Here is a 19,699-nt window from a genome sequence, read left to right as displayed (position 1 = left end):
GTCGTGCTTGGGTGCTTCACCTGGCGTACGGTGATCACCAGCGACTCCGGCTGGAGGTGGGCGCGGTGCGGGCGATGTGGAAGGGCAGCATCAGCTTCGGGCTGGTCTCCATCCCGATCAAGCTCTATGCCGCCACCGAGGCCAAGAACGTCTCGTTCCGGCAGGTGCACGCCGCCGACGGCGGCCGGATCCAGTACAAGCGGGTGTGCACCGTGTGCGGCGAGGAAGTGCCCTACTCCGACATCGCCAAGGGGTACGAGCTGGCCAACGGCGACATGGTGGTGCTCGACAACGAGGATCTGGCGAGCCTGCCGCTTGCCTCGACCAGCGGCATCGAGGTGCTGGAGTTCGTCCCGCTGGAGTCGGTCGACCCGATGTACTACGACCGCGGCTACTACCTGGAGCCGGACAAGGGGGCGGCCAAGCCGTACGTGCTGCTGCGCGATGCGCTGCACAAGTCCGGGCGGGTGGCCATCGTCAAGGTGGCGTTGCGGCAGCGCGAGACGCTCGCCCTGCTCCGGGTGTGGTCGGACGTGCTGGTGCTGCAGACCATGCTGTGGCCGGACGAGGTGCGGGCCGCCGACTTCGACTTCCTGCACGAGGACGCCCCGCAGTTGCGGCAGGAGGAGATGTCGATGGCGGGCATGCTCATCGAGTCGCTGTCCGAGGACGTCTTCGAACCGGACAAGTTCCACGACGACTACCGCGAGGCCGTCCTCGAGCTGATCGACGCCAAGGCCGAGGGCCAGACCGTCACCCAGCCGGCGAAGGAAACGACCGGCGAGGTCGTCGACCTGATGGCCGCGTTGCAGGCCAGCGTGGAGAGCGCCAAGAAGGGCGACAAGAAGATGGCCGCGGAGGGCGCCGGGGGAACGGCGGCCAAGGGCGGGAAGAAGCCGGCCAAGCGTGGCAGGGCGAAGAAGAAGGAGACCGCCTGACGGGGCGGCGACCGGGTCAGGTGAACGCGGTCAGGTGAATGCCGCCGGCTCGGGTGCCGGGGCCGCCCGGCCCAGGCGGCGGGGCTCCGGCCGCATGCCGGTCCGAATCGCCTCGGGTCCCGGTTCGGCTCAGGCAGCGGCTACCTGGGCCAGGCGGGCGCAGTCGCAGCCGCCCATCACCGAGCCGCAGTCGATCCGCAGGTCGTGCCTGGCTTCGTCGGTGTCGGTGCAATCCGGCTGGGTGCAGTCCGCAGGGCCGGTGGCGTGCACGACCAGCGTCCCGTGGCAGTGGTCGACCCCAGTGGCGCAGTGGGTACACGGCGTGCTCATGACCCTTGGGTACCACTTGCGGGCAGGCGAGTGTGGGAGGTCACGGCTCGCGTGTCGCCGTGCCGTCCCTGTCGTGGCCGCTCACGGGAGGGGAGCCGACCAGACCAGCCGGGTTCCGCCGGCGGCCTGCTGGTGCACGTCCAGCGTTCCCTGCATGGCTTTGGCCCGTTCGGCCAGGTTGTGCAGGCCGGAGTGGGCGACCCGGTCCGGGATGCCCCGGCCGTCGTCGCTGACGTCGATGGTGAACTCGTCGCCGACCGAGATGGTCACGACGACGTTGCTGGCGTCGGCGTGCCGGACCACGTTGCTCACCGCCTCGCGTAGCACGGCTTCGGCGTGCTCGGCCAGGTCCGGCGTGATCACCGACAGTGGCCCGGACATCCGGACCGTGGTGCGCAGGTCGCTGTGGTCGGTCAGCTCGTTGATCGCGTCGGTCAACGCGTCCCGCAACTGCCTGCCGTCGGCACCTTCGTGCAGGTCGAAGATGGTGCTGCGGATGTCGCGCACGACGTCGTGCAGGTCGTCCACCGCCCGGCCGAGCTTGCTCTGCAGGCCGGGGTCGGTGCTGCGCTGCAACGTGCCGTTGAGCGACAACCCGACCGCGAACAGCCGCTGGATGACGTGGTCGTGCAGATCGCGGGCGATCCGGTCGCGGTCGGCGAGGATTTCCAGCTCGCGGGCGCGCCGCTGGGCGGAGGCCAGTTCGAGCGCGATCGCCGCTTGATCGGCGAAGGTGGCGGCCAGCGGCAGCTGGTCGTCCTCGAACGGCGAGGCGTGCGCGGCGCGGAACGCCAGCAGCACGCCGGTCACCTTGTCCCCGGTGCGCAGCGGCACGGCCAGTGTGGGCCCGAGTTCCACAGCCAGCTCAGGGGTGGGGGCGTAGTCCGGCCGGTCCACGCGCAGCGGGCTGCGCTCCCGGTACGCCCTGCCCGCGGTGGACTGCGCGACCGGCAGATGATGGCCGGTGACGATCTCCGCCAGCCGCCCGGAGGCCACCCGCACGACGAGTTCGGTGACCTCTTCCGACGGTGATGCCGGGGGTTTGGGCACCGCCAGCGCGGTCGTGGTCGCCCCGGTCAGCTCCAGCGCGCTGTCGGCGATGAGTCGCAGCACGTCCACCGGATCGGCGCCGGACAGCAGTTCGGTGGTGATCCGCCCGGTGGCTTCCAGCCACATCTGCTGGGTCAGCGCCGTCTCGTACAGCCGGGCGTTCTCCACCGCGATCGCGGCCGCCGCCGCCAACGCCTGCAGCACCAGCTCGTCGTCGGCGGTGAAAGGGGCGCCGTGCGCCTTCTCGGTCAGGTAGAGGTTGCCGAAGATCTCGCCCCTGATCCGGATCGGCACGCCGAGGAACGTCCGCATCGGCGGATGATGCTCCGGGAAGCCCACCGAGTCGGGATGCTTGCTCAGATCGTCCAGCCGCAACGGCCCGTGGTGCCTGGTGACCGCGCCGAGCAGCCCGTGGCCCTCCGGCAGCCTGCCGATCAGCCGCCGGGTCTCCTCGTCCATGCCTTCGTTGATGAAGGCGGTGAGCTTGCCGTCGGGGCCGCGGATGCCCAGTGCGCCGTAGCGGGCGTCGACCAGGTCGACCGCGGCGCGCACGATGCGGCGCAGCGTCGCGTCCAGGTCCAGCCCGGAATTGACCGCGAGCATCGCCTCGGTGAGGGCGTCGAGTCGATCACGCGTGTCGGAGATCTGGTCGATGCGGCGCTGGACCCCGGCCAGCAGCTCGCGCAGACGTGGTTCGGCCAGCGGGCTCCGTGACGGAACCCCGTACTCGCTCGCCCCACCCGTCACCCCAACGATGCTCGCACTGGTTACCGTGCGTTGCAACGATTTGCGGCTTTGTGGGTTATTTGCGATGTTCACCGTTCCGTTCAGTGACGGTCACCGGCCCGATGCGGCGCCGGCGAATCCGTGCTGCCGCCACGCCTCGTACACCGCCACCGCGGCCACGTTGGACAGGTTGAGCGAGCGGGACCCGGGCACCATCGGCACCCGGACCCGGGCGGTGACCCGGGGATGCCGCTGCACCTGTTCGGGGAGGCCGGTGGACTCCGGCCCGAACATCAGCACGTCGCCCGGCTGGTACGCGACCGAGGTGTAGGTCAGGTCGGCGTCGGTGGTGAAGGCGTAGACCGCGGCGTCGCCGCACGCCCGCAAGGCGGTGTCCAGGTCCGGGTGGACATGGGTCGACGCCAGCTCCGCGTAGTCCAGCCCGGCGCGGCGCACCGGTTTGATGTCCAGCGAGAAGCCGAGCGGTTCGACCAGGTGCAGTTCGCAACCGGTGTTGGCGGCCAGCCGGATGGCGTTGCCGGTGTTGGGCGGAATCTCCGGCTGGAAGAAAAGAATGCGGAACATGGCGGTCATGGCGGACATCATCGCGACCCGGCCGGGCGGGTGCTGCGTGCCACTCGCTGATCCCGACTGATCGGTAACTCGCTAGCCTCTGCCTGGTAACGGCACGGCAGGAGACTGTGGCTTAAGGAGACACACGTGGCACGTTCGGTACTGGTCACCGGAGGCAACCGGGGGATCGGCTTGGCGATCGCACGCAGCCTGGCGGAAGCCGGCCACCGGGTGGCGGTGACACACCGGGGGTCCGGTGCCCCGGAGGGGCTGTTCGGCGTGCAGGCCGACGTGACCGACACTGAGCAGATCGATGCCGCGTTCAAGCAGGTGGAGGAGCACCAGGGGCCGGTGGAGATCCTGGTGGCCAACGCCGGGATCACCGACGACACCCTGCTGATGCGCATGTCCGAGGAGCAGTTCACCCGGGTCGTGGACACCAACCTGACCGGGGCGTACCGGGTGGCCAAGCGCGCCAGCCGGGGCATGCTGCGGGCCAAGTGGGGGCGGTTCATCTTCATCTCGTCGGTGGTCGGGCTCTCCGGTTCGGCCGGCCAGGTCAACTACGCGGCGAGCAAGGCGGGCCTGGTGGGGATCGCGCGGTCGCTGGCACGGGAGCTGGGCTCGCGCAACATCACCGCGAACGTGGTGGCGCCGGGCTTCGTCAAGACGGACATGACCGACGTGCTGACCGACGAGCAGAAGCAGTCCGTGCTGGCGCAGATCCCCGCGGGCCGGTACGCCGAACCCGCGGAGGTGGCGGCCGCCGTCGCCTTCCTGGCGTCGGAGGAAGCGGGCTACATCAACGGTGCCGTGCTGCCGGTCGACGGCGGGCTCGGCATGGGGCACTGAAGCGGCGAGAACGGAGCAGGAGACGTGGCAGGACTTCTCGAGGGTAAACGGCTGTTGATCACCGGGGTGATCACCGACGCGTCCATCGCGTTCCATGCGGCCAAGGTCGCGCAGGAGCAGGGCGCGAAGGTGGTGCTCACCGGGTACGGGCGGCTGCGCCTGGTGGAGCGGATCGCCCAGCGGTTGCCGCAGGCGGCCCCGGTGATCGAGCTGGACGTGACCAACCAGGAACACCTGGACACCCTCGCCGAACGAGTCAGCGAGCACGTCGACGGGCTGGACGGCCTGCTGCACTCGATCGGGTACGCCAACCCGGAGACCTGCCTGGGCGCGCCGTTCCTGGACGCCCCGTGGGAGGACGTCGGCCCGGCGCTGCAGATCTCCGCGTACTCGTACGCCTCGCTGGTCAAGGCGGTCGCGCCGCTGCTGGCTCCCGGTGCCTCGGTGCTGGGCATGGACTTCGACGCGCGGGTGGCCTGGCCCGCCTACAACTGGATGGGCGTGGCCAAGGCGGCGCTGGAGTCGGTGAACCGCTACCTGGCCAGGGAGCTGGGACCGCGCGGGGTGCGCGCGAACCTGATCGCCGCCGGGCCGGTGAAGACGATGGCGGCCAAGTCGATCCCCGGCTTCTCCGAGCTGGAGTCCGGCTGGGGCGACCGCGCTCCGCTGGGCTGGGACAGCTCCGACCCGACGCCGGTGGCCAAGACGATCGTGGCGCTGCTGTCCGACTGGCTGCCCGCCACGACCGGCTCGATGATCATGGTCGACGGCGGGGTGCACGCGCTCGGGCAGTGAGCCGCGCCGGGCGCGGACGGCGGGAGTCCGCCTGGCGCCCGGAACCGCTCGGGTAGGCGCACGTCACGTCGGGGTCGGTGCCCGGCAGCGGGACGTGTCCGGTCGAGTACCGTCGGGGCATGGACTTCGACGCGCTGCTGTGGCTGTCCTTCGGCGGCCCGGAGGGCCCCGACGACGTGATGCCCTTCCTGGAGAACGTCACCCGAGGGCGCGGTGTGCCGCGGGAGCGGTTGCTCGAGGTGGCCGAGCACTACCACCACTTCGGCGGTGTCTCACCGATCAACGAGCTGAACCGGGCGGCGATCGCCAACGTCGAGGCCGAGCTGGCCAAGCAGGGCATCGACCTGCCGGTCTACTTCGGCAACCGGAACTGGACCCCGTACGCCGAGGAAGCCGTGGCGGCGATGCACCGCGACGGGGTGCGCCGGGCCCTGGTGTTCGCCACCAGTGCGTACGGCGGCTACTCGTCGTGCCGTCAGTACGACGAGGACATCGTGCGAGCTCGGGCGTCGGTCGGGGAAGACGCCCCCGAGCTGGTGAAGCTGCGCCAGTTCTACGACCACCCGTTGTTCGTCGAACTGTTCGCCGAAGCCACCCGCAGCGCCCTGGCCACCGTGCCGGACGACGCGCGGCTGGTGTTCACCGCGCACTCCGTCCCGATCGCGGCGGACCGTGCGGCGGGCCCGCCGGAACTCGGCGGCGGGCTGTACTCGCGGCAGATCTCCGAAGCGGCAGCGCGGGTCGCCGAGGCCGTCGGGGTGTCCGAGTACGACGTGGTGTGGCAGTCCCGTTCCGGGCCGCCGTCGGTGCCGTGGCTGGAGCCGGACATCGTCGATCACATCGACGCGCTGCACGCCGCCGGTGTGCGGGCGGTCGTGGTGTGCCCCGTCGGCTTCATGTCGGACCACCTCGAGGTGATCTGGGACCTGGACAACGAGGCGGCCGACCGGGCCAAGGAGCTCGGCATGGGCTTCGCCAGGGCGGCGACCCCCGGGCAGCATCCGCGCTTCGCCGAACTGGTCGTGGACCTGATCCGGGAGCACCTGGAGGGCAGGGACACCGCCCGCGGGCTGGGATGCACGGTCAACGGCGAGCCGTGCGCGGTGGGGTGCTGCGCGCCTGCCCGGCCGAAGGCGCACGCCTGAGGGCACCTGGCAGGCACGGCGCAACCAGGCGCGATCGAGTAAAGGCCGACCGCATCCCCTGTGCGCGGACGCCTGCGTCGCGGGCGAGCCGGGCGGGCCAGCGGGCCCCCGCATCCCCTGGGCGCGTGGACGCCTGTGGCCAGGGCCGGATCCGGCACTACGCGAATATCCGCATCCCCTGGGCGCGCGGACGCCTGGCCGTGCTGCATCCGGCCCCACTGGCGCAGCGGCCGCGGAGATCAACGGCGATTCGGCTGCTCGGACAGGATGCGGACGGCTTCCGCAATAGCTGCCGTACGGGCCATTCGCACCGCGGCGGCAGGCCGGCGAAGCGCCGCCGCTCGCATGGCAGCAGCGCTCGCCGACAGCGCGCCGCCAGGGTTGTCCGCGTCCGCCAGCGCCAGGATCGCCGCGACTTCGTCCGCCTGCTGCAACACCCGCAAGCTCCGGCCGGGCATGGCATCGGGCCAGCTCAGCGGAGGGCGAGCACGCAGATGCGCGCGCAGCGCCTCGTGCGCGTCGGGCCGCTCGTTGGCGACTTGCAGCGCGGCCAGCTCGGCCGCACTGTCCCGGACGGCCACAGTCAGCTCTTCCTCGGCCTGCGCCAGCGTGACGTGGTCGAAGACCGGGGTGGCCAGCAGCCGATGGACGCGCCAGCGCATGACGTCCTCGGCTGTCGCCTGCGGAACCAGGCCGATGCCCGCGTCGGCGAGCACGACCGCTTCGCCTGCGCGCAACGCCTCCTTGGTGAACGGGCCGCCTGCATCGAGCCCACGCGGATCACCCGGGGCAGGCAGCACCAGCGCCGGCGGGCTGCCGAACGTGCGCAGCACCGGAAGGAGGCCGGCGGGTGAGGATGTCCGTGTGGCGGGCAGGCCGGTGATGTCGGCCGCCTGGTGATCGGCGACCTCCAGCTCGTGCCGAGCCGCCCAGACCTGCATGGCGTCCAGGACGTCGTCCGACGCGGCACGCCCGGCCAGCCACGCAGAGGACCACACCACCAGGGTCGCACTCGCTACGCACACGCTTGACCACGTTACCGATGCGGGCCGGTGGCCCGTCGGCGGTGCCGGGCGTGTGGTGGCGGGGCGGTCACTGCACGTCGGACTCGGGGGGCGCGATGCCGACCGAGCGCTGCCGCTCGATCTCCACGACGCCCGGGATCTGCTCCAACGCCCCGATGACGTCCTCGTCCGCCGTTCCGGTGATGACGGAGATCGTGTCGTGGACCGCGGACACGTCGAGCCCTGCCGCGGCGAGGCGGGTGGCGATGTCGCTGATCTGTTCGGGAACGTCGGTGTCGACCGAGATCAGGACCTGCTGCTGCGCGGCCACCACCACCTCCGGACTGCTGGAACGACGGGCAGCGGCCGGGTGCCGCATCCGGCGCGCTAGCCGGGCGCCTGGACCAAGCCCGCCCCAACATCGGTCGAAGGCAATGGTAATCGCATTGCGGACTGGGTCAATCGGGCCCAAAGCGCCCATCCGGCACAGTGGTACTTCTCGGCCAGCAGCGCGGCCACGCCGGTCACGTGCGGCGTCGCCATGCTCGTGCCGCTGATCGTGTTCACCCGTTGCGGCATCGGCCAGGCGGACAACACGTCGACGCCGGGCGCGACGACGTCCACCGCGCCGGTCCGCTCGACGGTGCCGCTGGAGAAGTCCGCCACCGCCAGCTCGGCGTCGATCGCGCCGACCGCCATGATCGACGGGCAGTTCGCCGGGTGGCTGACCGGCGCGATCAACCCGCTGGTGCGCTTGCTGTCGTTGCCCGCCGCGGCGACGATCAGCGTGCCTTTGTCCAACGCGCGCCGTGCCGCTCGCTCGAACGTCACCGAGTACGGCTGGCCGGGCCGCACCGGGGCGCCGAGCGACATCGACACCACCGCGCAGCCGTTCTGCAACGCCCACGCGATTCCGGCCAGGATGCTCCCGTCGGTGCCTGCACCGCTGTTGTCCAGCACTTTTCCGACGTAGATCTCGGCGCCGGGCGCCACGCCGTAAGCCGGATAGTCGGCAGGTTGTCGCGGCCCGCACACCGTGCCGGTGACATGCGTGCCGTGCCCGTGGACGTCCGTGGTGTCCTCTCCGTCGACGAAGGACTTGGCGACGATCATGCGATCGGCGAAGTCCGGGTGGTCGATGTCGAACCCGGTGTCCAGCACGCACACCCGCACACCTGCACCGGTCACCGTGCTGACGTCCGCGCGCACCGCACGCAGGCCCCACGTGTAGGACTCCTCCGTGACGGTTCTGGTGGGAGGATGCGGCGCCGTCAGCGCCAGCGCATAGACCGCTCGCTCCGGCTCCACCATCGTGATCGGGCCAAGCGACCCGGTGACCTCGCCCAAGGCGCTGATCTGATCGCTGGCCGCGCTCACCACCGCGACACCGAGGTCCTCCCACAGCACCCCGTCGACGTCGGTGTCGGTCTCCACGTGCGCCTGGGCGGTGTACTCCGCGCCGCGCATCGTCCTGATTCCCGCGACGGACGTCATGGTCCGTGCGCCGTCTTCCACTGCGTCGTCGGCGAAGAGCACCAGGTAACGCCCGGGCTCGCTCGCCGAACCGATTGCCGGCCCCGTTGCCGTCATTTCCAGCCACCCCCGTCGTCAGGCGTCACCGGCAGTGCGCCGTCAGGGACCTGATGAGTCGATCACCACCCGCCTGCCGCTGGTCCGGTCGCGCAGCATCACCCGTCTGACGGGCCCCCTCCCGGTGTTCCTGTATCACTACAAATAGTGATTTTACCGCACCTGAGAGTAATCGTCGGTCACGGCTGAATCACTCATGCCGAGGTTTACCCTGGGCAGGTGGGACATCGTGAACAGCTGCTCGCCGCCGCCCGGCGCCTGCTGGAGGACAAGGGCTACGCGCACATCACCGCGCGGGACCTGGTCGCCGCCTCCAACACCAACCTGGCGTCGATCGGGTACCACTTCGGGTCGAAGGCCGGCCTGCTCAACGAGGCGATCGGGGAGATCTACCGCGAGTGGGCCGAGCAGCTGACCGAGATCGCGCTGCACGCCGAAGTGCGCAATCCCGTGGAGCGGGCGCATGTGACCTGGTCCGCGTTCCTGGAGACGCTGGACGAGAAGCGCGCACTGCTGGTGTCCTTCCTGGAAGCGTTCACCCAGGCCGAGCGCACCCCTGAGCTGCGTGAGCAGCTGGCCGGGCACTACCGCAGGACACGCAGGCACGTCGCCCGGCTGGTGGCCGAGGAGCTGGGTGGTGACGTGCCGCCGGACGATCCCAGGGTCGAGGCGGTGGCCAGCTTCGTCATCGCGGTCTGCGACGGGCTGGCCGTACAGTGGCTGCTCGACCCGTCGCGAACACCGAGCGGCGACGAGCTGGTGGCCGGCCTCGACATGATCTGGGCCCGCTCGACCGCCGGGAAGCATCCGCGCGACGAATGACGCCTGCGGCACGCGGGCCTGCTGGGGGAGCGGCCTCGAATAGTGAGGGTCACAGAACCGTCCGTCGGTGATTGCGGCGGACGAACCCGGCGGACGGATACGCTCGGGGTCATGCAGACATGGGCTTCGACCGCGGTGCCGCGAGTTCCTGGACAGCCACGCCCGCTGCGGCTGTACGACACGGCGAGCGGCTCGGTGCGCCCCACGGCGCCGGGTCGTGTCGCGCGGATGTACGTCTGCGGAATCACGCCGTATGACGCGACCCATCTTGGTCACGCGGCCACCTACCTGGCCTTCGACCTCGTCCACCGGCTCTGGCTGGACGCCGGCCACGAGGTCGAGTACGTGCAGAACGTCACCGACGTCGACGACCCGCTGCTGGAACGCGCCGCGCGGGATCAGCAGGACTGGACCGTGCTGGCCATGTGCGAAACGGCGCTGTTCCGGGAGGACATGGAGGCGCTGCGGGTCCTGCCGCCACAGCACTACGTCGGCGCGGTCGAGTCCATCCCGACGATCGCCGAGGCGGTGGAGAAGCTGCTCGCCAGTGGCGCCGCCTATCGCATCGACGACCCCGAGTACCCGGACGTGTACTTCGATCACACCGCGACCGGCCGGTTCGGGTACGAGTCCAACTACGACGAAGCCACGATGCTCCGGCTGGCGGCCGAGCGCGGTGGTGACCCCGACCGTCCCGGCAAGCGGCACCCGCTGGACGCGCTGCTGTGGCGGATGGCGCGGGACGGTGAGCCCTCCTGGCCGTCACCGCTGGGGGAGGGCAGGCCCGGCTGGCACGTCGAGTGCAGTGTCATCGCGCTGGAACGCCTGGGCAGCGGGTTCGACGTGCAGGGGGGCGGGTCGGACCTGATCTTCCCGCACCACGAGTTCAGTGCCGCACACGCCGAAGCCCTGTCCGGGGACTACCCGTTCGCCAGGTTCTACGTCCACACCGGCATGATCGGCCTGGACGGCGAGAAGATGTCCAAGTCCAAGGGCAACCTGGTGTTCGTGTCCAAGCTGCGGTCGCAAGGGGTGGACCCGGCCGCGCTGCGGCTGGCCCTGTTCGCCGGGCACTACCGCAGCGACCGCTCGTGGACCCAGCAGCTGCTGGAACAGGCGGAGGCGCGGCTGGCTCGCTGGCGGGAGGCGGTGTCGCTGCCTGCCGGACCGCCCGCCGAGGAGACCGTGGCGCGCCTGCGGGACCGGCTGGCCGACGACCTCGACACGCCGCGTGCCCTGGACGTGATCGACGCCTGGGCGTCGGCGGCGCTGAACCGCTCGGGCACCGACACCGAGGCGCCGCGCCTGGTGCGCGACGCGGTCGACGCGCTGCTCGGCGTGCAGCTGTGATCGCCGTCAGCTCCCGATGAGCACGTCGGCCGGCATGGCCCTCGCGATGCGCCACATGCCCGCTTGATTGGGGTGAAGCCCGTCGCCGGAGTCGTACCGGGGATCCAGGCATGCCGGTCGTGACGGGTCACGCATCACCGCGTCCAGATCCGCGACCGCGTCGAAGTCCGGTGCCACTCGCAGCCAGTCGTCGACCGCCCGCCGGTGCTTCTCCGCGGCCGGAGACCACAAGCCGCCGCATGCGCGCGGCAAGATGGTCGCACCGACGACGGTCAATCCGGCGCGTCGAGCGCGTCGGGCGATGAGCCGAAGTCCGTCGATGACGTCCTCCGCCGACGCGCCGGCCGCCAAGTCGTTGGTCCCCTCCAGCAAGACGAGCGCACGCACGCCCGGCTGGCCGAGCACGTCACGCTCGAACCGCATCGTCGCCGGATCGCCACCACCCGGCCTGCTGCCGATCGCCGTCACGGCATTGGCCGAGATTCCGGCGTTGAGCACACCGACGTCGTGACTTGCCAGCCGGCGGGCGAGAACGTCCGGCCAGCGCCCGTGAGTGCCGGGTGTCGACGACGACCCGTCGGTGATGGAGTCACCGAGCGCGACGACCGCCCCACGGGAGTGCGGCGCCCACACGTCGATGCCGGTCAGGAAGTAGGTGCTCGACACCTGGCGGGTGAACTGCGCGCCCCGGGCGTCCGTGGTGACGTCGCCGGAACCGGGTGGGCTGAGGTAGTTGGTCACGAATGCCAGCGGATGCCTGGTCGCCACGCCCGAGACCACGTGCAACGACACGGCCACTTCGGTTCCCGCCCGCACCGGCAGATCGACCGGGTCACTGACCACCCCTCGCCCTGCTGGGACGGTGATCTGCGCCCGTCCCGCGAAACGCACGACGCGGTCGGTGGCGGGGGCGACCGCCGCCCCGGTCATGCGCCGCGCGACACGCACGTGGCCGAAGGTGACCGGGCCGGATCCGTACAGGTTGGACAGCCGCACTCGGAGGCGGGATCCGCCCAGCGTCAACCGGGCGATCATCCGGTACGACTGGTCGCGGACGAGCAGATGCGCGAGCTGCAGCTCGCGGACCGGCGCCGTCGCCCATGCACCCACCCAGTGCCGCTGGTCCCCGGCGCCCAGCGGTGGGTGAGCGGCGTCGTCAGCCGATTCCACCGGTGGCGCGGGAGCCGCCGACGATGCCAGGACGAGCACGCCGGCGACGACGGCGAGCAGCCGGCTCGCGCGCCGCACCGCTCACCGGGAGCCCGGCCGGCGGCGGCGCAAGTACCGCTCGATGTCGGCCGCGATCTGTTCCCCGGTCATCTGCGACAGGTCCAGCTCCGCGTCGTCCCGCTCCTCCAGCGTGCGGACGTACTCGATGACTTCCTCGTCGTCCTCGGCCAGCTCGGTCACCGTGCGCTGCCACTCGTCCGCCTGCTCGGGCAGGTCGCCCAGCGGGATCTCCCGGTCGAGGATGTCCTCGAGCTTGCGCAGCAGCGCCAGCGTCGCCTTGGGCGAGGGGGCGTGCGAGACGTAGTGCGGTACCGCGGCCCACACCGAGATCGCCGGGATGCCCGCCTGCACGCAGGCGTCCTGGAACACCCCGGTGATGCCGGTCGGTCCTTCGTACTTGCTGTGCGCGATGCCGAATCGCTTGGCCGCGTCCAGGTCGTACGCCGTGCCGGTCACCGGGACCGGACGGGTGTGGGCGGTGTCCGCCAGCAGCGCGCCCAGCGTGACCACGGACTCCACCCCCAGGCGGTCGGCGTGCTCGAGCAGCTCGTCGCAGAACTTCCGCCAGCGCATGTTGGGTTCCGGGCCGCACACCAGCACGACGTCGTCGGCGCTGCCCGGTGGGCGGCAGATCGACAGCGTGGTGGTCGGCCATTCCACCCGGCGGGTCACCCCGTCCACCATGTGGACAGTGGGCCGGGTGACCTGGAAGTCGTAGTAGTCGTCCGGGTCGAGCTCCGCGACCTTGGTGGCCTGCCAGCACCGATGCAGGTGCTCGATACCGGCACTGGCCGCTTCACCAGCGTCGTTCCAGCCCTCGAACGCCGCGATCAGCACCGGGCCGGTCAGCGCGGGGTCGGCTGCGGGTTGCTCGGGTCGTGGATCGGCATCAGTCACCTGCCTAGCGTACGACTCCAACGCCAGCCGCGAGACCGTACGCTGAGCGTATGTCTTCCTCGTTGCTGGAAACGCTCGCCACCCGGGTCGTCGTCGCCGACGGTGCCATGGGGACGGCGCTGCAGGCGCACGATCTGTCGCTGGACGACTTCGCCGGACTGGAAGGCTGCAACGAGATCCTGAACGTCACCCGCCCGGACGTGGTGCGTGGCATCCACCGCGGCTACCTCGAAGCGGGCGCGGACGCGATCGAGACCAACACGTTCGGGGCGAACTACGCCAACCTCGCCGAGTACGGCGTCACGGACCGGATCTACCAGCTCGCCGAGCGCGGGGCGGCGCTGGCCAGGGAAGTCGCCGACGAGTACAGCGCCCCCGGCCGCCCGCGGTTCGTGCTCGGGTCGGTCGGTCCCGGCACCAAGCTGCCCACGCTGGGGCACGCCCCGTTCGCCAGGCTCCGGGACGCCTACTACGACCAGGTCCGCGGATTGCTCGACGGCGGCGTGGACGCCGTGCTGGTGGAGACCTGCCAGGACATCCTGCAGGCCAAGGCGGCGCTGATCGGCGCCCGCAGAGCGATGAAGGCCACCGGCAGGACCGTGCCGCTGCTGGCGTCGATCACCGTGGAGACGACCGGCACCATGCTGCTCGGCACCGAGGTCGGCGCGGCGCTGGCCGCACTGGAGCCGATGGGCATCGACGTCATCGGGCTCAACTGCGCCACCGGGCCCGCCGAGATGAGCGAGCATCTGCGGCAGCTGTCGCAGCAGGCGCGCATCCCGCTGTCGGTGATGCCCAACGCCGGGCTGCCGGAGCTGGGGCCGGACGGCGCGGTGTATCCGCTCACTCCGGACGAGCTGGCCGAGGCGCTGAGCACGTTCGTCACCGACTACGGCGTGCAGCTGATCGGCGGCTGTTGCGGCACCACGGCCGAGCACATCCGGCTGCTGGTGGAAGCGGCCAAGGACCTCACCCCGGCCCCGCGCAGGCCGCGGCCGGAGCCGGGGCTGTCGTCGCTGTACCAGGCGGTGCCGTTCGCGCAGGACGCCAGCGTGCTGATGATCGGCGAGCGGACCAACGCCAACGGCTCGAAGAAGTTCCGCGAGGCCATGCTGGACGGCCGGTACGGCGACTGCGTGGAGATCGCCCGCGAGCAGACCCGCGACGGCGCTCACGTCCTCGACCTGTGCGTGGACTACGTGGGCAGGGACGGCTGCGCCGACATGGCCGAACTGGCCGGCCGGTTCGCCACCGCGTCCACGCTGCCGATCATGCTCGACTCCACCGAGGTGGACGTGCTGCGCACCGGGCTGGAGCGGCTGGGCGGCCGGTGCGCGATCAACTCGGTCAACTACGAGGACGGAGACGGCCCGGACTCCCGCTTCGCCAAGGTGATGGACCTGGCAGCCGAGCACGGCGCGGCGGTCGTGGCGCTGACCATCGACGAGGAGGGCCAGGCCCGCACCGCGCAGCGCAAGGTCGAGGTGGCCGAACGGCTGATCGCCGACATCACCGGCAAGTGGGGGCTGGCCAAGTCGGACATCATCGTCGACACCCTGACGTTCACCATTGCCACCGGGCAGGAGGAGTCCCGGCGTGACGCGCTGGAGACCATCGAGGCGATCAGGGAGATCAAGCGCCGCCATCCCGACGTGCAGACCACGCTGGGCATCTCGAACGTCTCGTTCGGGTTGAACCCGGCGGCGCGGCAGGTGCTCAACTCGGTGTTCCTGCACGAGTGCGTGCAGGCGGGCCTGGACACGGCGATCGTGCACGCCTCCAAGATCCTGCCGATGAACAAGATCCCGGACGAGCAGCGCGAGGTCGCGCTCGACCTGATCTACGACCGGCGCCGGGAGGGCTACGACCCGCTGCAGAAGCTGATGCAGCTGTTCGAGGGCGTGTCCGCGGCGGCGGGACGGGAGTCCCGGGCGGCGGAGCTGGCCCGGCTGCCGCTGTTCGAGCGGCTGGAACGGCGCATCGTGGACGGCGAGCGCAACGGCCTGGAGGAGGACCTGGACGCCGCGCTGCGCGAGAAGCCCGCGCTGGCCATCATCAACGAGACGCTGCTGGCCGGCATGAAGACGGTGGGCGAGCTGTTCGGCTCCGGCCAGATGCAGCTGCCGTTCGTGCTGCAGTCGGCCGAGGTGATGAAGGCGGCGGTGGCCTACCTGGAGCCGCACATGGAGAAGTCCGACGCGGCGGGCAAGGGCAAGATCGTGCTGGCCACGGTCAAGGGCGACGTGCACGACATCGGCAAGAACCTGGTGGACATCATCCTGTCCAACAACGGCTACGAGGTCGTCAACCTGGGCATCAAGCAGCCGATCTCGGCCATCCTGGAGGCCGCCGAGCAGACCGACGCCGACGTGATCGGGATGTCCGGGCTGCTGGTGAAGTCCACCGTGGTGATGAAGGAGAACCTGGAGGAGATGAACCGGCGCGGGGTGAGCGCCCGCTGGCCGGTGCTGCTCGGCGGTGCGGCGCTGACCCGCTCGTACGTGGAGAACGACCTCGACGAGTTGTACCTGGGCGAGGTCCGCTACGCCCGCGACGCGTTCGAGGGCCTGCGGCTGATGGACGCCATCATGGCCGCCAAGCGCGGCGAGAGCCCGCTGATCGACGAGGCGGAACAGGCCAAGCGCGCCGAGCGCAAGGCACGCCGCGAGCGGTCGTTGCGGATCGCTGCCAAGCGCAAGGCCCAGACCGCGCAGCAGCCGCCGGAGGAGCTACCGGCCCGTTCGGACGTGGCGACCGACGTGCCGCTGCCCACTCCGCCGTTCTGGGGCACCCGCGTGGTCAAGGGCATCCCGCTCAACGAGTACGCGTCGATGATCGACGAACGGGCCACGTTCATGGGCCAATGGGGCCTGCGCGGGGCCCGCGGCGGCAACGGTCCTACTTACGAGGAGCTGGTGGAGACCGAGGGGCGTCCCCGGCTGCGCTACTGGCTGGACCGGCTCACCGCGGACGGCGTCCTGGCGCACGCCGCGGTCGTCTACGGGTACTTCCCGTGCCTGGCCGAAGGTGACGACGTAGTGGTGCTCAGCGAGCCGCGGCAGGACGCCGACGAGCTGCTGCGCTTCACGTTCCCGCGGCAGGCGCGCGACCGGCGGCTGTGCCTTGCCGACTTCTACCGGCCACGAGAGCTGGCCGCGCCCGGCGAGGTGGACGTGCTGCCGCTGACCCTGGTCACCATGGGCCAGCCGATCGCCGACTACGCCGCCGAGCTGTTCTCCGCCAACGCCTACCGCGACTACCTGGAGGTGCACGGCCTCGGCGTGCAGCTGACCGAGGCGCTGGCGGAGTACTGGCACTGCCGGGTCCGGCAGGAGCTGCGGTTCTCCTCCGGGGCGACGGTGGCCGACGAAGACCCGGAGGACGTCGAGGAGTTCTTCCGGCTCGGCTACCGCGGTGCGCGCTTCTCCCTCGGCTACGGCGCCTGCCCCAACCTGGAGGACCGGGCCAAGATCGTCCGGCTGCTGGAGCCGGAACGGATCGGCGTCAAGCTCTCCGAGGAGTTCCAGCTGCACCCGGAGCAGTCCACCGACGCGATCGTCTGCCACCACCCGGAGGCGAAGTACTTCAACACGTGACGCGGGCGCACGGCGGCCGGCCGGTGCGCCCGGCGGGCGGGTCAGGAGCGCTCGCGCACCATCAGTGCCTGGGCACCGGTGCCGACCGGTCCCTCCAGGTCGTGCAGCACGGAGTTGGCGCACCCGACCCCGTGCGGGCCGATCGTGGTGGCGGCGTCCAGCCCGATCCACTCGCCCTGCGGTGGCCGGACGACGTGCACGGTGAGCTCGGTGTTGATGAACCACCAGCGATTCGGGTCCAGTCGGCCGGAGACGCCGTTGCCGGAGTCGGCCACGGTCATCAGCCGCTGCAACGGCGTGGGCTCCTCCCCGCGCACCAGCGGGATGCGCTGCCGAACCCACACCGTGGCCGGGCCGGGCTCACCCAGGCCACCCTTGACCGAGTGCCACTCCATCGCGTCGATGTAGCCGGGGTGCCAGCCCTCCGGGCGCCCGAACTCGTGCGCGTTCTCCGGCCCGGGCAGCCGGTCGGCGTGCGTGCTGAGCACCGAGGTGGTGTCGCTGTGGATGATCCGCCACGCCCTGGCCTGGGCGACGGTGCGACCGGCCGCGGTCATGTCCGCCTCCAGCATCTCCACCGACCGTCCCGGCCGCACCAGCCGTGCCGTGACGTGCAGCTCGGCGACGGGAACCGGGCCCAGGATCTCCACCGTCACGCGGGCGATCGAGCGGTCGTCGCCGCCCGGCACGCCCTCCAGCGCCCTGGTCAGCAGGGCCGACGGCGGCCCGAGGTGCTGCATGCCCGGGCCCCACGGGCCGTTGGTGTGCTCGGTGGAGGCGTAGGTCTCATCGTCCAGCTGCTGGTAAAAGGCCTCGTCGCTCACGCGGCTAGTCTGCCAGCGAAAGGAGCGTGATGGACTTCGAGCTGCCCGACGCGGTGTTGTGGGACATGGACGGCACCCTCGTCGACACGGAGAAATTGTGGGAGATCGCTCTCGCCGAGCTGGCCGGACGGCTCGGCGGCACGCTGTCGGCGGAGACCCGGGCGGCGATCGTGGGTTCCAACAGCAGACGGACCATGCGCCTGCTGTTCGACGACCTCGGCCTCGAGCTGACCGACGACGCCTACGCCGAGGCGAATGCCTGGCTCGAGGCCCGGATGCACGAGCTGTTCGCCGGCGACGTCCCGTGGCGCCCTGGCGCCGAGGAGGCGCTGCGCATGGTGCGCGAGACCGGGCTGCCCACGGCGCTGGTCACCTCCACGGTGCGGCCGCTGGCCGAGCGCGCGCTGGACCACATCGGCAGGCACTGGTTCGACACCACCGTGGCCGGGGACGAGGTCGACGGGCTCAACAAACCGCATCCGCGTCCGTATCTGCGCGCGGCCGAGCTGCTGGGCGTGGCGCCGAGCCGCTGCGTGGCGATCGAGGATTCCCCGGTGGGCAGCGCCGCCGCGCAGGCGGCAGGCTGCGGGGTGATCGTGGTGCCGAACGACGTTCCGGTGGAGCCGGGGCCGTCGATGCTGATGCTGGAGACCCTCGTCGGGCTGCGGCCGCGGCATCTCGGCGACGCCTTCGCCCTGGTCCGCCGTACGCGGGAGGGCGACGGCGACCGGGCTTGCCGAACCGCGTGACGGCACCGCCGCGTGAGTGTGACGCCCGACGCCGCGGCGTGGCCCGCGCACGCGGGCGACCGGGCGGAGTGCGAGGATTGGCGTCCGTGAAGACCTTCGACGAACTGTTCGCCGAGCTGACCGAAAAGGCCCGTACCCGGCCGCCGGATTCCGGGACGGTGCGGGCACTGGACGCCGGCGTGCACGAGCAGGGCAAGAAGGTCCTCGAAGAAGCGGGCGAGGTCTGGCTGGCCGCCGAGCACGAATCCGACGAGGCGCTGGCCGAGGAGATCTCGCAGCTGCTGTACCGCGTGCAGGTGCTCATGCTCTCCCGCGGCCTGACCCTCGACGACGTCTACCGGTACCTGTAGGGGAGAACCATGCTGAGAGTCGCCGTGCCCAACAAGGGCGCGCTGGCCGGCGCCGCATCCGAGATGCTTGCCGAGGCGGGGTACCGGCAACGCCATGAGCCGCGCGACCTGACGGTGCTCGACCAGGCCAACGACGTGGAGTTCTTCTTCCTGCGGCCCAAGGACATCCCGATCTACGTCGGATCCGGCGAGCTCGACCTGGGCATCACCGGCCGGGACCTGGCGCTGGACTCGGGTGCGCCGGTGGTGGAGCGGCTGGCGCTGGGCTTCGGCGGCTCGACGTTCCGCTACGCCACCACCGCGGGCCGCGACTGGGAGGTCTCCGACCTGCACGGCAAGCGCATCGCCACGTCCTACCCGCGGCTGGTGGCGGGCGATCTGGCCAAGCGCGGCATCGAGGCGGACATCATCCGGCTGGACGGGGCGGTGGAGATCTCCATCCAGCTCGGCGTCGCCGACGCCATCGCCGACGTGGTGGGCAGCGGCCGTACCCTGCGCCAGCACAACCTGGCCCCGTTCGGCGAGCCGATCTGCGTGTCGGAGGCGGTGCTGATCGAGCGGGCCAACGGCAGGCGGCCGGAATACGACAAAGCGAAGGACCAGCTCACCGCGCGGGTGCAGGGCGTGGTGTTCGCGCAGCAGTACCTGATGCTCGACTACAACTGCCCGCGCGACAAGCTCGACGCCGCCACGGCCATCACGCCGGGGCTGGAGTCGCCCACGATGTCCCCGCTGGCCGACGAGAACTGGGTGGCGGTGCGCGCCATGGTCGCCCGCCGCGAGGTCAACCAGATCATGGACGCGCTCGCCGAGGTCGGCGCCAAGGCGATCCTGGCGTCGGACATCCGCTCCTGCCGGTTGTGAGGCGCCCTGCTGGG

General features: G+C 71.0%; 19 protein-coding genes. 10 read left to right on the top strand and 9 right to left on the bottom strand.

Annotated elements, in window-relative coordinates:
* Positions 1–65 precede the first annotated feature (65 nt).
* Complete coding sequence (gene ku / locus YWY_RS0100930; RefSeq protein ID WP_028846085.1) at positions 66–938, top strand: non-homologous end joining protein Ku; 873 nt, start codon at positions 66–68, stop codon at positions 936–938.
* 129 nt (positions 939–1,067) lie between these two features.
* On the opposite strand, the gene YWY_RS0100925 is transcribed toward ku, so the two are convergent.
* The 3 genes from YWY_RS0100925 to YWY_RS0100915 form a co-directional block, all read right to left on the bottom strand.
* The gene (locus YWY_RS0100925; protein ID WP_028846084.1) at positions 1,068–1,268 is read right to left on the bottom strand and encodes a hypothetical protein; all 201 of its coding nucleotides are present in this window, start codon (positions 1,266–1,268) and stop codon (positions 1,068–1,070) included.
* An 81-nt stretch (positions 1,269–1,349) separates the two neighbouring features.
* Positions 1,350–3,065, bottom strand: a complete 1,716-nt coding sequence (locus YWY_RS0100920; protein ID WP_245566509.1) for a GAF domain-containing sensor histidine kinase — start codon at positions 3,063–3,065, stop codon at positions 1,350–1,352.
* 90 nt (positions 3,066–3,155) lie between these two features.
* A complete protein-coding gene (locus YWY_RS0100915) occupies positions 3,156–3,629 on the bottom strand; it encodes a tRNA (cytidine(34)-2'-O)-methyltransferase (RefSeq protein ID WP_028846082.1) in 474 nt (157 codons plus the stop codon).
* 135 nt (positions 3,630–3,764) lie between these two features.
* On the opposite strand from YWY_RS0100915, the gene fabG reads away from it, so the two are divergent.
* The 3 genes from fabG (at position 3,765) to YWY_RS0100900 (ending at position 6,409) form a co-directional block, all read left to right on the top strand.
* Positions 3,765–4,469: a 3-oxoacyl-ACP reductase FabG gene (fabG, locus tag YWY_RS0100910; protein ID WP_028846081.1), complete on the top strand. Its 705-nt coding sequence runs from the start codon at positions 3,765–3,767 to the stop codon at positions 4,467–4,469.
* A gap of 24 nt (positions 4,470–4,493) precedes the next feature.
* A complete protein-coding gene (fabI, locus tag YWY_RS0100905; protein ID WP_028846080.1) occupies positions 4,494–5,264 on the top strand; it encodes an enoyl-ACP reductase FabI in 771 nt (256 codons plus the stop codon).
* A 119-nt stretch (positions 5,265–5,383) separates the two neighbouring features.
* Positions 5,384–6,409, top strand: coding sequence for a ferrochelatase (locus YWY_RS0100900; protein ID WP_028846079.1), 1,026 nt, complete (start codon positions 5,384–5,386; stop codon positions 6,407–6,409).
* 239 nt (positions 6,410–6,648) lie between these two features.
* Here the strand turns inward: YWY_RS0100900 and YWY_RS0100895 are convergent, their stop codons facing one another.
* The 3 genes from YWY_RS0100895 to YWY_RS0100885 all read right to left on the bottom strand — a co-directional run bounded on the left by YWY_RS0100895 (position 6,649) and on the right by YWY_RS0100885 (position 9,003).
* Positions 6,649–7,434 (bottom strand): hypothetical protein, encoded by a 786-nt coding sequence (locus YWY_RS0100895; RefSeq protein ID WP_028846078.1) that lies wholly within the window; start codon positions 7,432–7,434, stop codon positions 6,649–6,651.
* Positions 7,435–7,501: 67 nt separating this feature from the next.
* On the bottom strand, positions 7,502–7,744 hold the full coding sequence (locus tag YWY_RS0100890) for a hypothetical protein (protein ID WP_038044283.1): 243 nt from the start codon (positions 7,742–7,744) through the stop codon (positions 7,502–7,504).
* Positions 7,745–7,800: 56 nt separating this feature from the next.
* Complete coding sequence (locus YWY_RS0100885) at positions 7,801–9,003, bottom strand: S8 family serine peptidase (protein WP_028846076.1); 1,203 nt, start codon at positions 9,001–9,003, stop codon at positions 7,801–7,803.
* A gap of 219 nt (positions 9,004–9,222) precedes the next feature.
* Here YWY_RS0100885 and YWY_RS0100880 point away from each other — a divergent pair, with 219 nt between their 5' ends.
* Complete coding sequence (locus tag YWY_RS0100880; RefSeq protein WP_028846075.1) at positions 9,223–9,825, top strand: TetR/AcrR family transcriptional regulator; 603 nt, start codon at positions 9,223–9,225, stop codon at positions 9,823–9,825.
* Between the two features lie 111 nt (positions 9,826–9,936).
* Positions 9,937–11,175 (top strand): cysteine--1-D-myo-inosityl 2-amino-2-deoxy-alpha-D-glucopyranoside ligase, encoded by a 1,239-nt coding sequence (mshC, locus tag YWY_RS0100875; RefSeq protein ID WP_028846074.1) that lies wholly within the window; start codon positions 9,937–9,939, stop codon positions 11,173–11,175.
* Between the two features lie 6 nt (positions 11,176–11,181).
* Here mshC and YWY_RS0100870 read toward each other — a convergent pair whose 3' ends face one another.
* Together YWY_RS0100870 and YWY_RS0100865 are read right to left on the bottom strand one after the other, a co-directional pair.
* Positions 11,182–12,423 carry a GDSL-type esterase/lipase family protein gene (locus YWY_RS0100870; RefSeq protein ID WP_038044215.1) on the bottom strand — a complete coding sequence of 414 codons (1,242 nt, stop codon included), beginning with the start codon at positions 12,421–12,423 and terminating at the stop codon, positions 11,182–11,184.
* Between the two features lie 3 nt (positions 12,424–12,426).
* Complete coding sequence (locus YWY_RS0100865) at positions 12,427–13,302, bottom strand: PAC2 family protein (protein WP_028846072.1); 876 nt, start codon at positions 13,300–13,302, stop codon at positions 12,427–12,429.
* 50 nt (positions 13,303–13,352) lie between these two features.
* Between YWY_RS0100865 and metH the strand changes: the two genes are divergently transcribed.
* On the top strand, positions 13,353–16,898 hold the full coding sequence (gene metH / locus YWY_RS0100860) for a methionine synthase (protein ID WP_028846071.1): 3,546 nt from the start codon (positions 13,353–13,355) through the stop codon (positions 16,896–16,898).
* 41 nt (positions 16,899–16,939) lie between these two features.
* Here the strand turns inward: metH and YWY_RS0100855 are convergent, their stop codons facing one another.
* Positions 16,940–17,722, bottom strand: a complete 783-nt coding sequence (locus YWY_RS0100855) for a thioesterase family protein (protein WP_038044214.1) — start codon at positions 17,720–17,722, stop codon at positions 16,940–16,942.
* Positions 17,723–17,751: 29 nt separating this feature from the next.
* On the opposite strand from YWY_RS0100855, the gene YWY_RS19555 reads away from it, so the two are divergent.
* The 3 genes from YWY_RS19555 to hisG all read left to right on the top strand — a co-directional run bounded on the left by YWY_RS19555 (position 17,752) and on the right by hisG (position 19,685).
* A complete protein-coding gene (locus YWY_RS19555; protein WP_051309519.1) occupies positions 17,752–18,471 on the top strand; it encodes an HAD family hydrolase in 720 nt (239 codons plus the stop codon).
* Between the two features lie 86 nt (positions 18,472–18,557).
* Complete coding sequence (locus YWY_RS0100845) at positions 18,558–18,821, top strand: phosphoribosyl-ATP diphosphatase (RefSeq protein ID WP_028846069.1); 264 nt, start codon at positions 18,558–18,560, stop codon at positions 18,819–18,821.
* 9 nt (positions 18,822–18,830) lie between these two features.
* Entirely contained in the window at positions 18,831–19,685 is an 855-nt protein-coding gene (gene hisG / locus YWY_RS0100840) for an ATP phosphoribosyltransferase (RefSeq protein WP_028846068.1), read from the top strand.
* Positions 19,686–19,699 lie beyond the last annotated feature (14 nt).

Source organism: Thermocrispum agreste DSM 44070 (assembly GCF_000427905.1).
GTDB classification, from domain to species: Bacteria; Actinomycetota; Actinomycetes; order Mycobacteriales; family Pseudonocardiaceae; genus Thermocrispum; species Thermocrispum agreste.
This window is presented reverse-complemented; position numbering and strand designations above follow the sequence as displayed.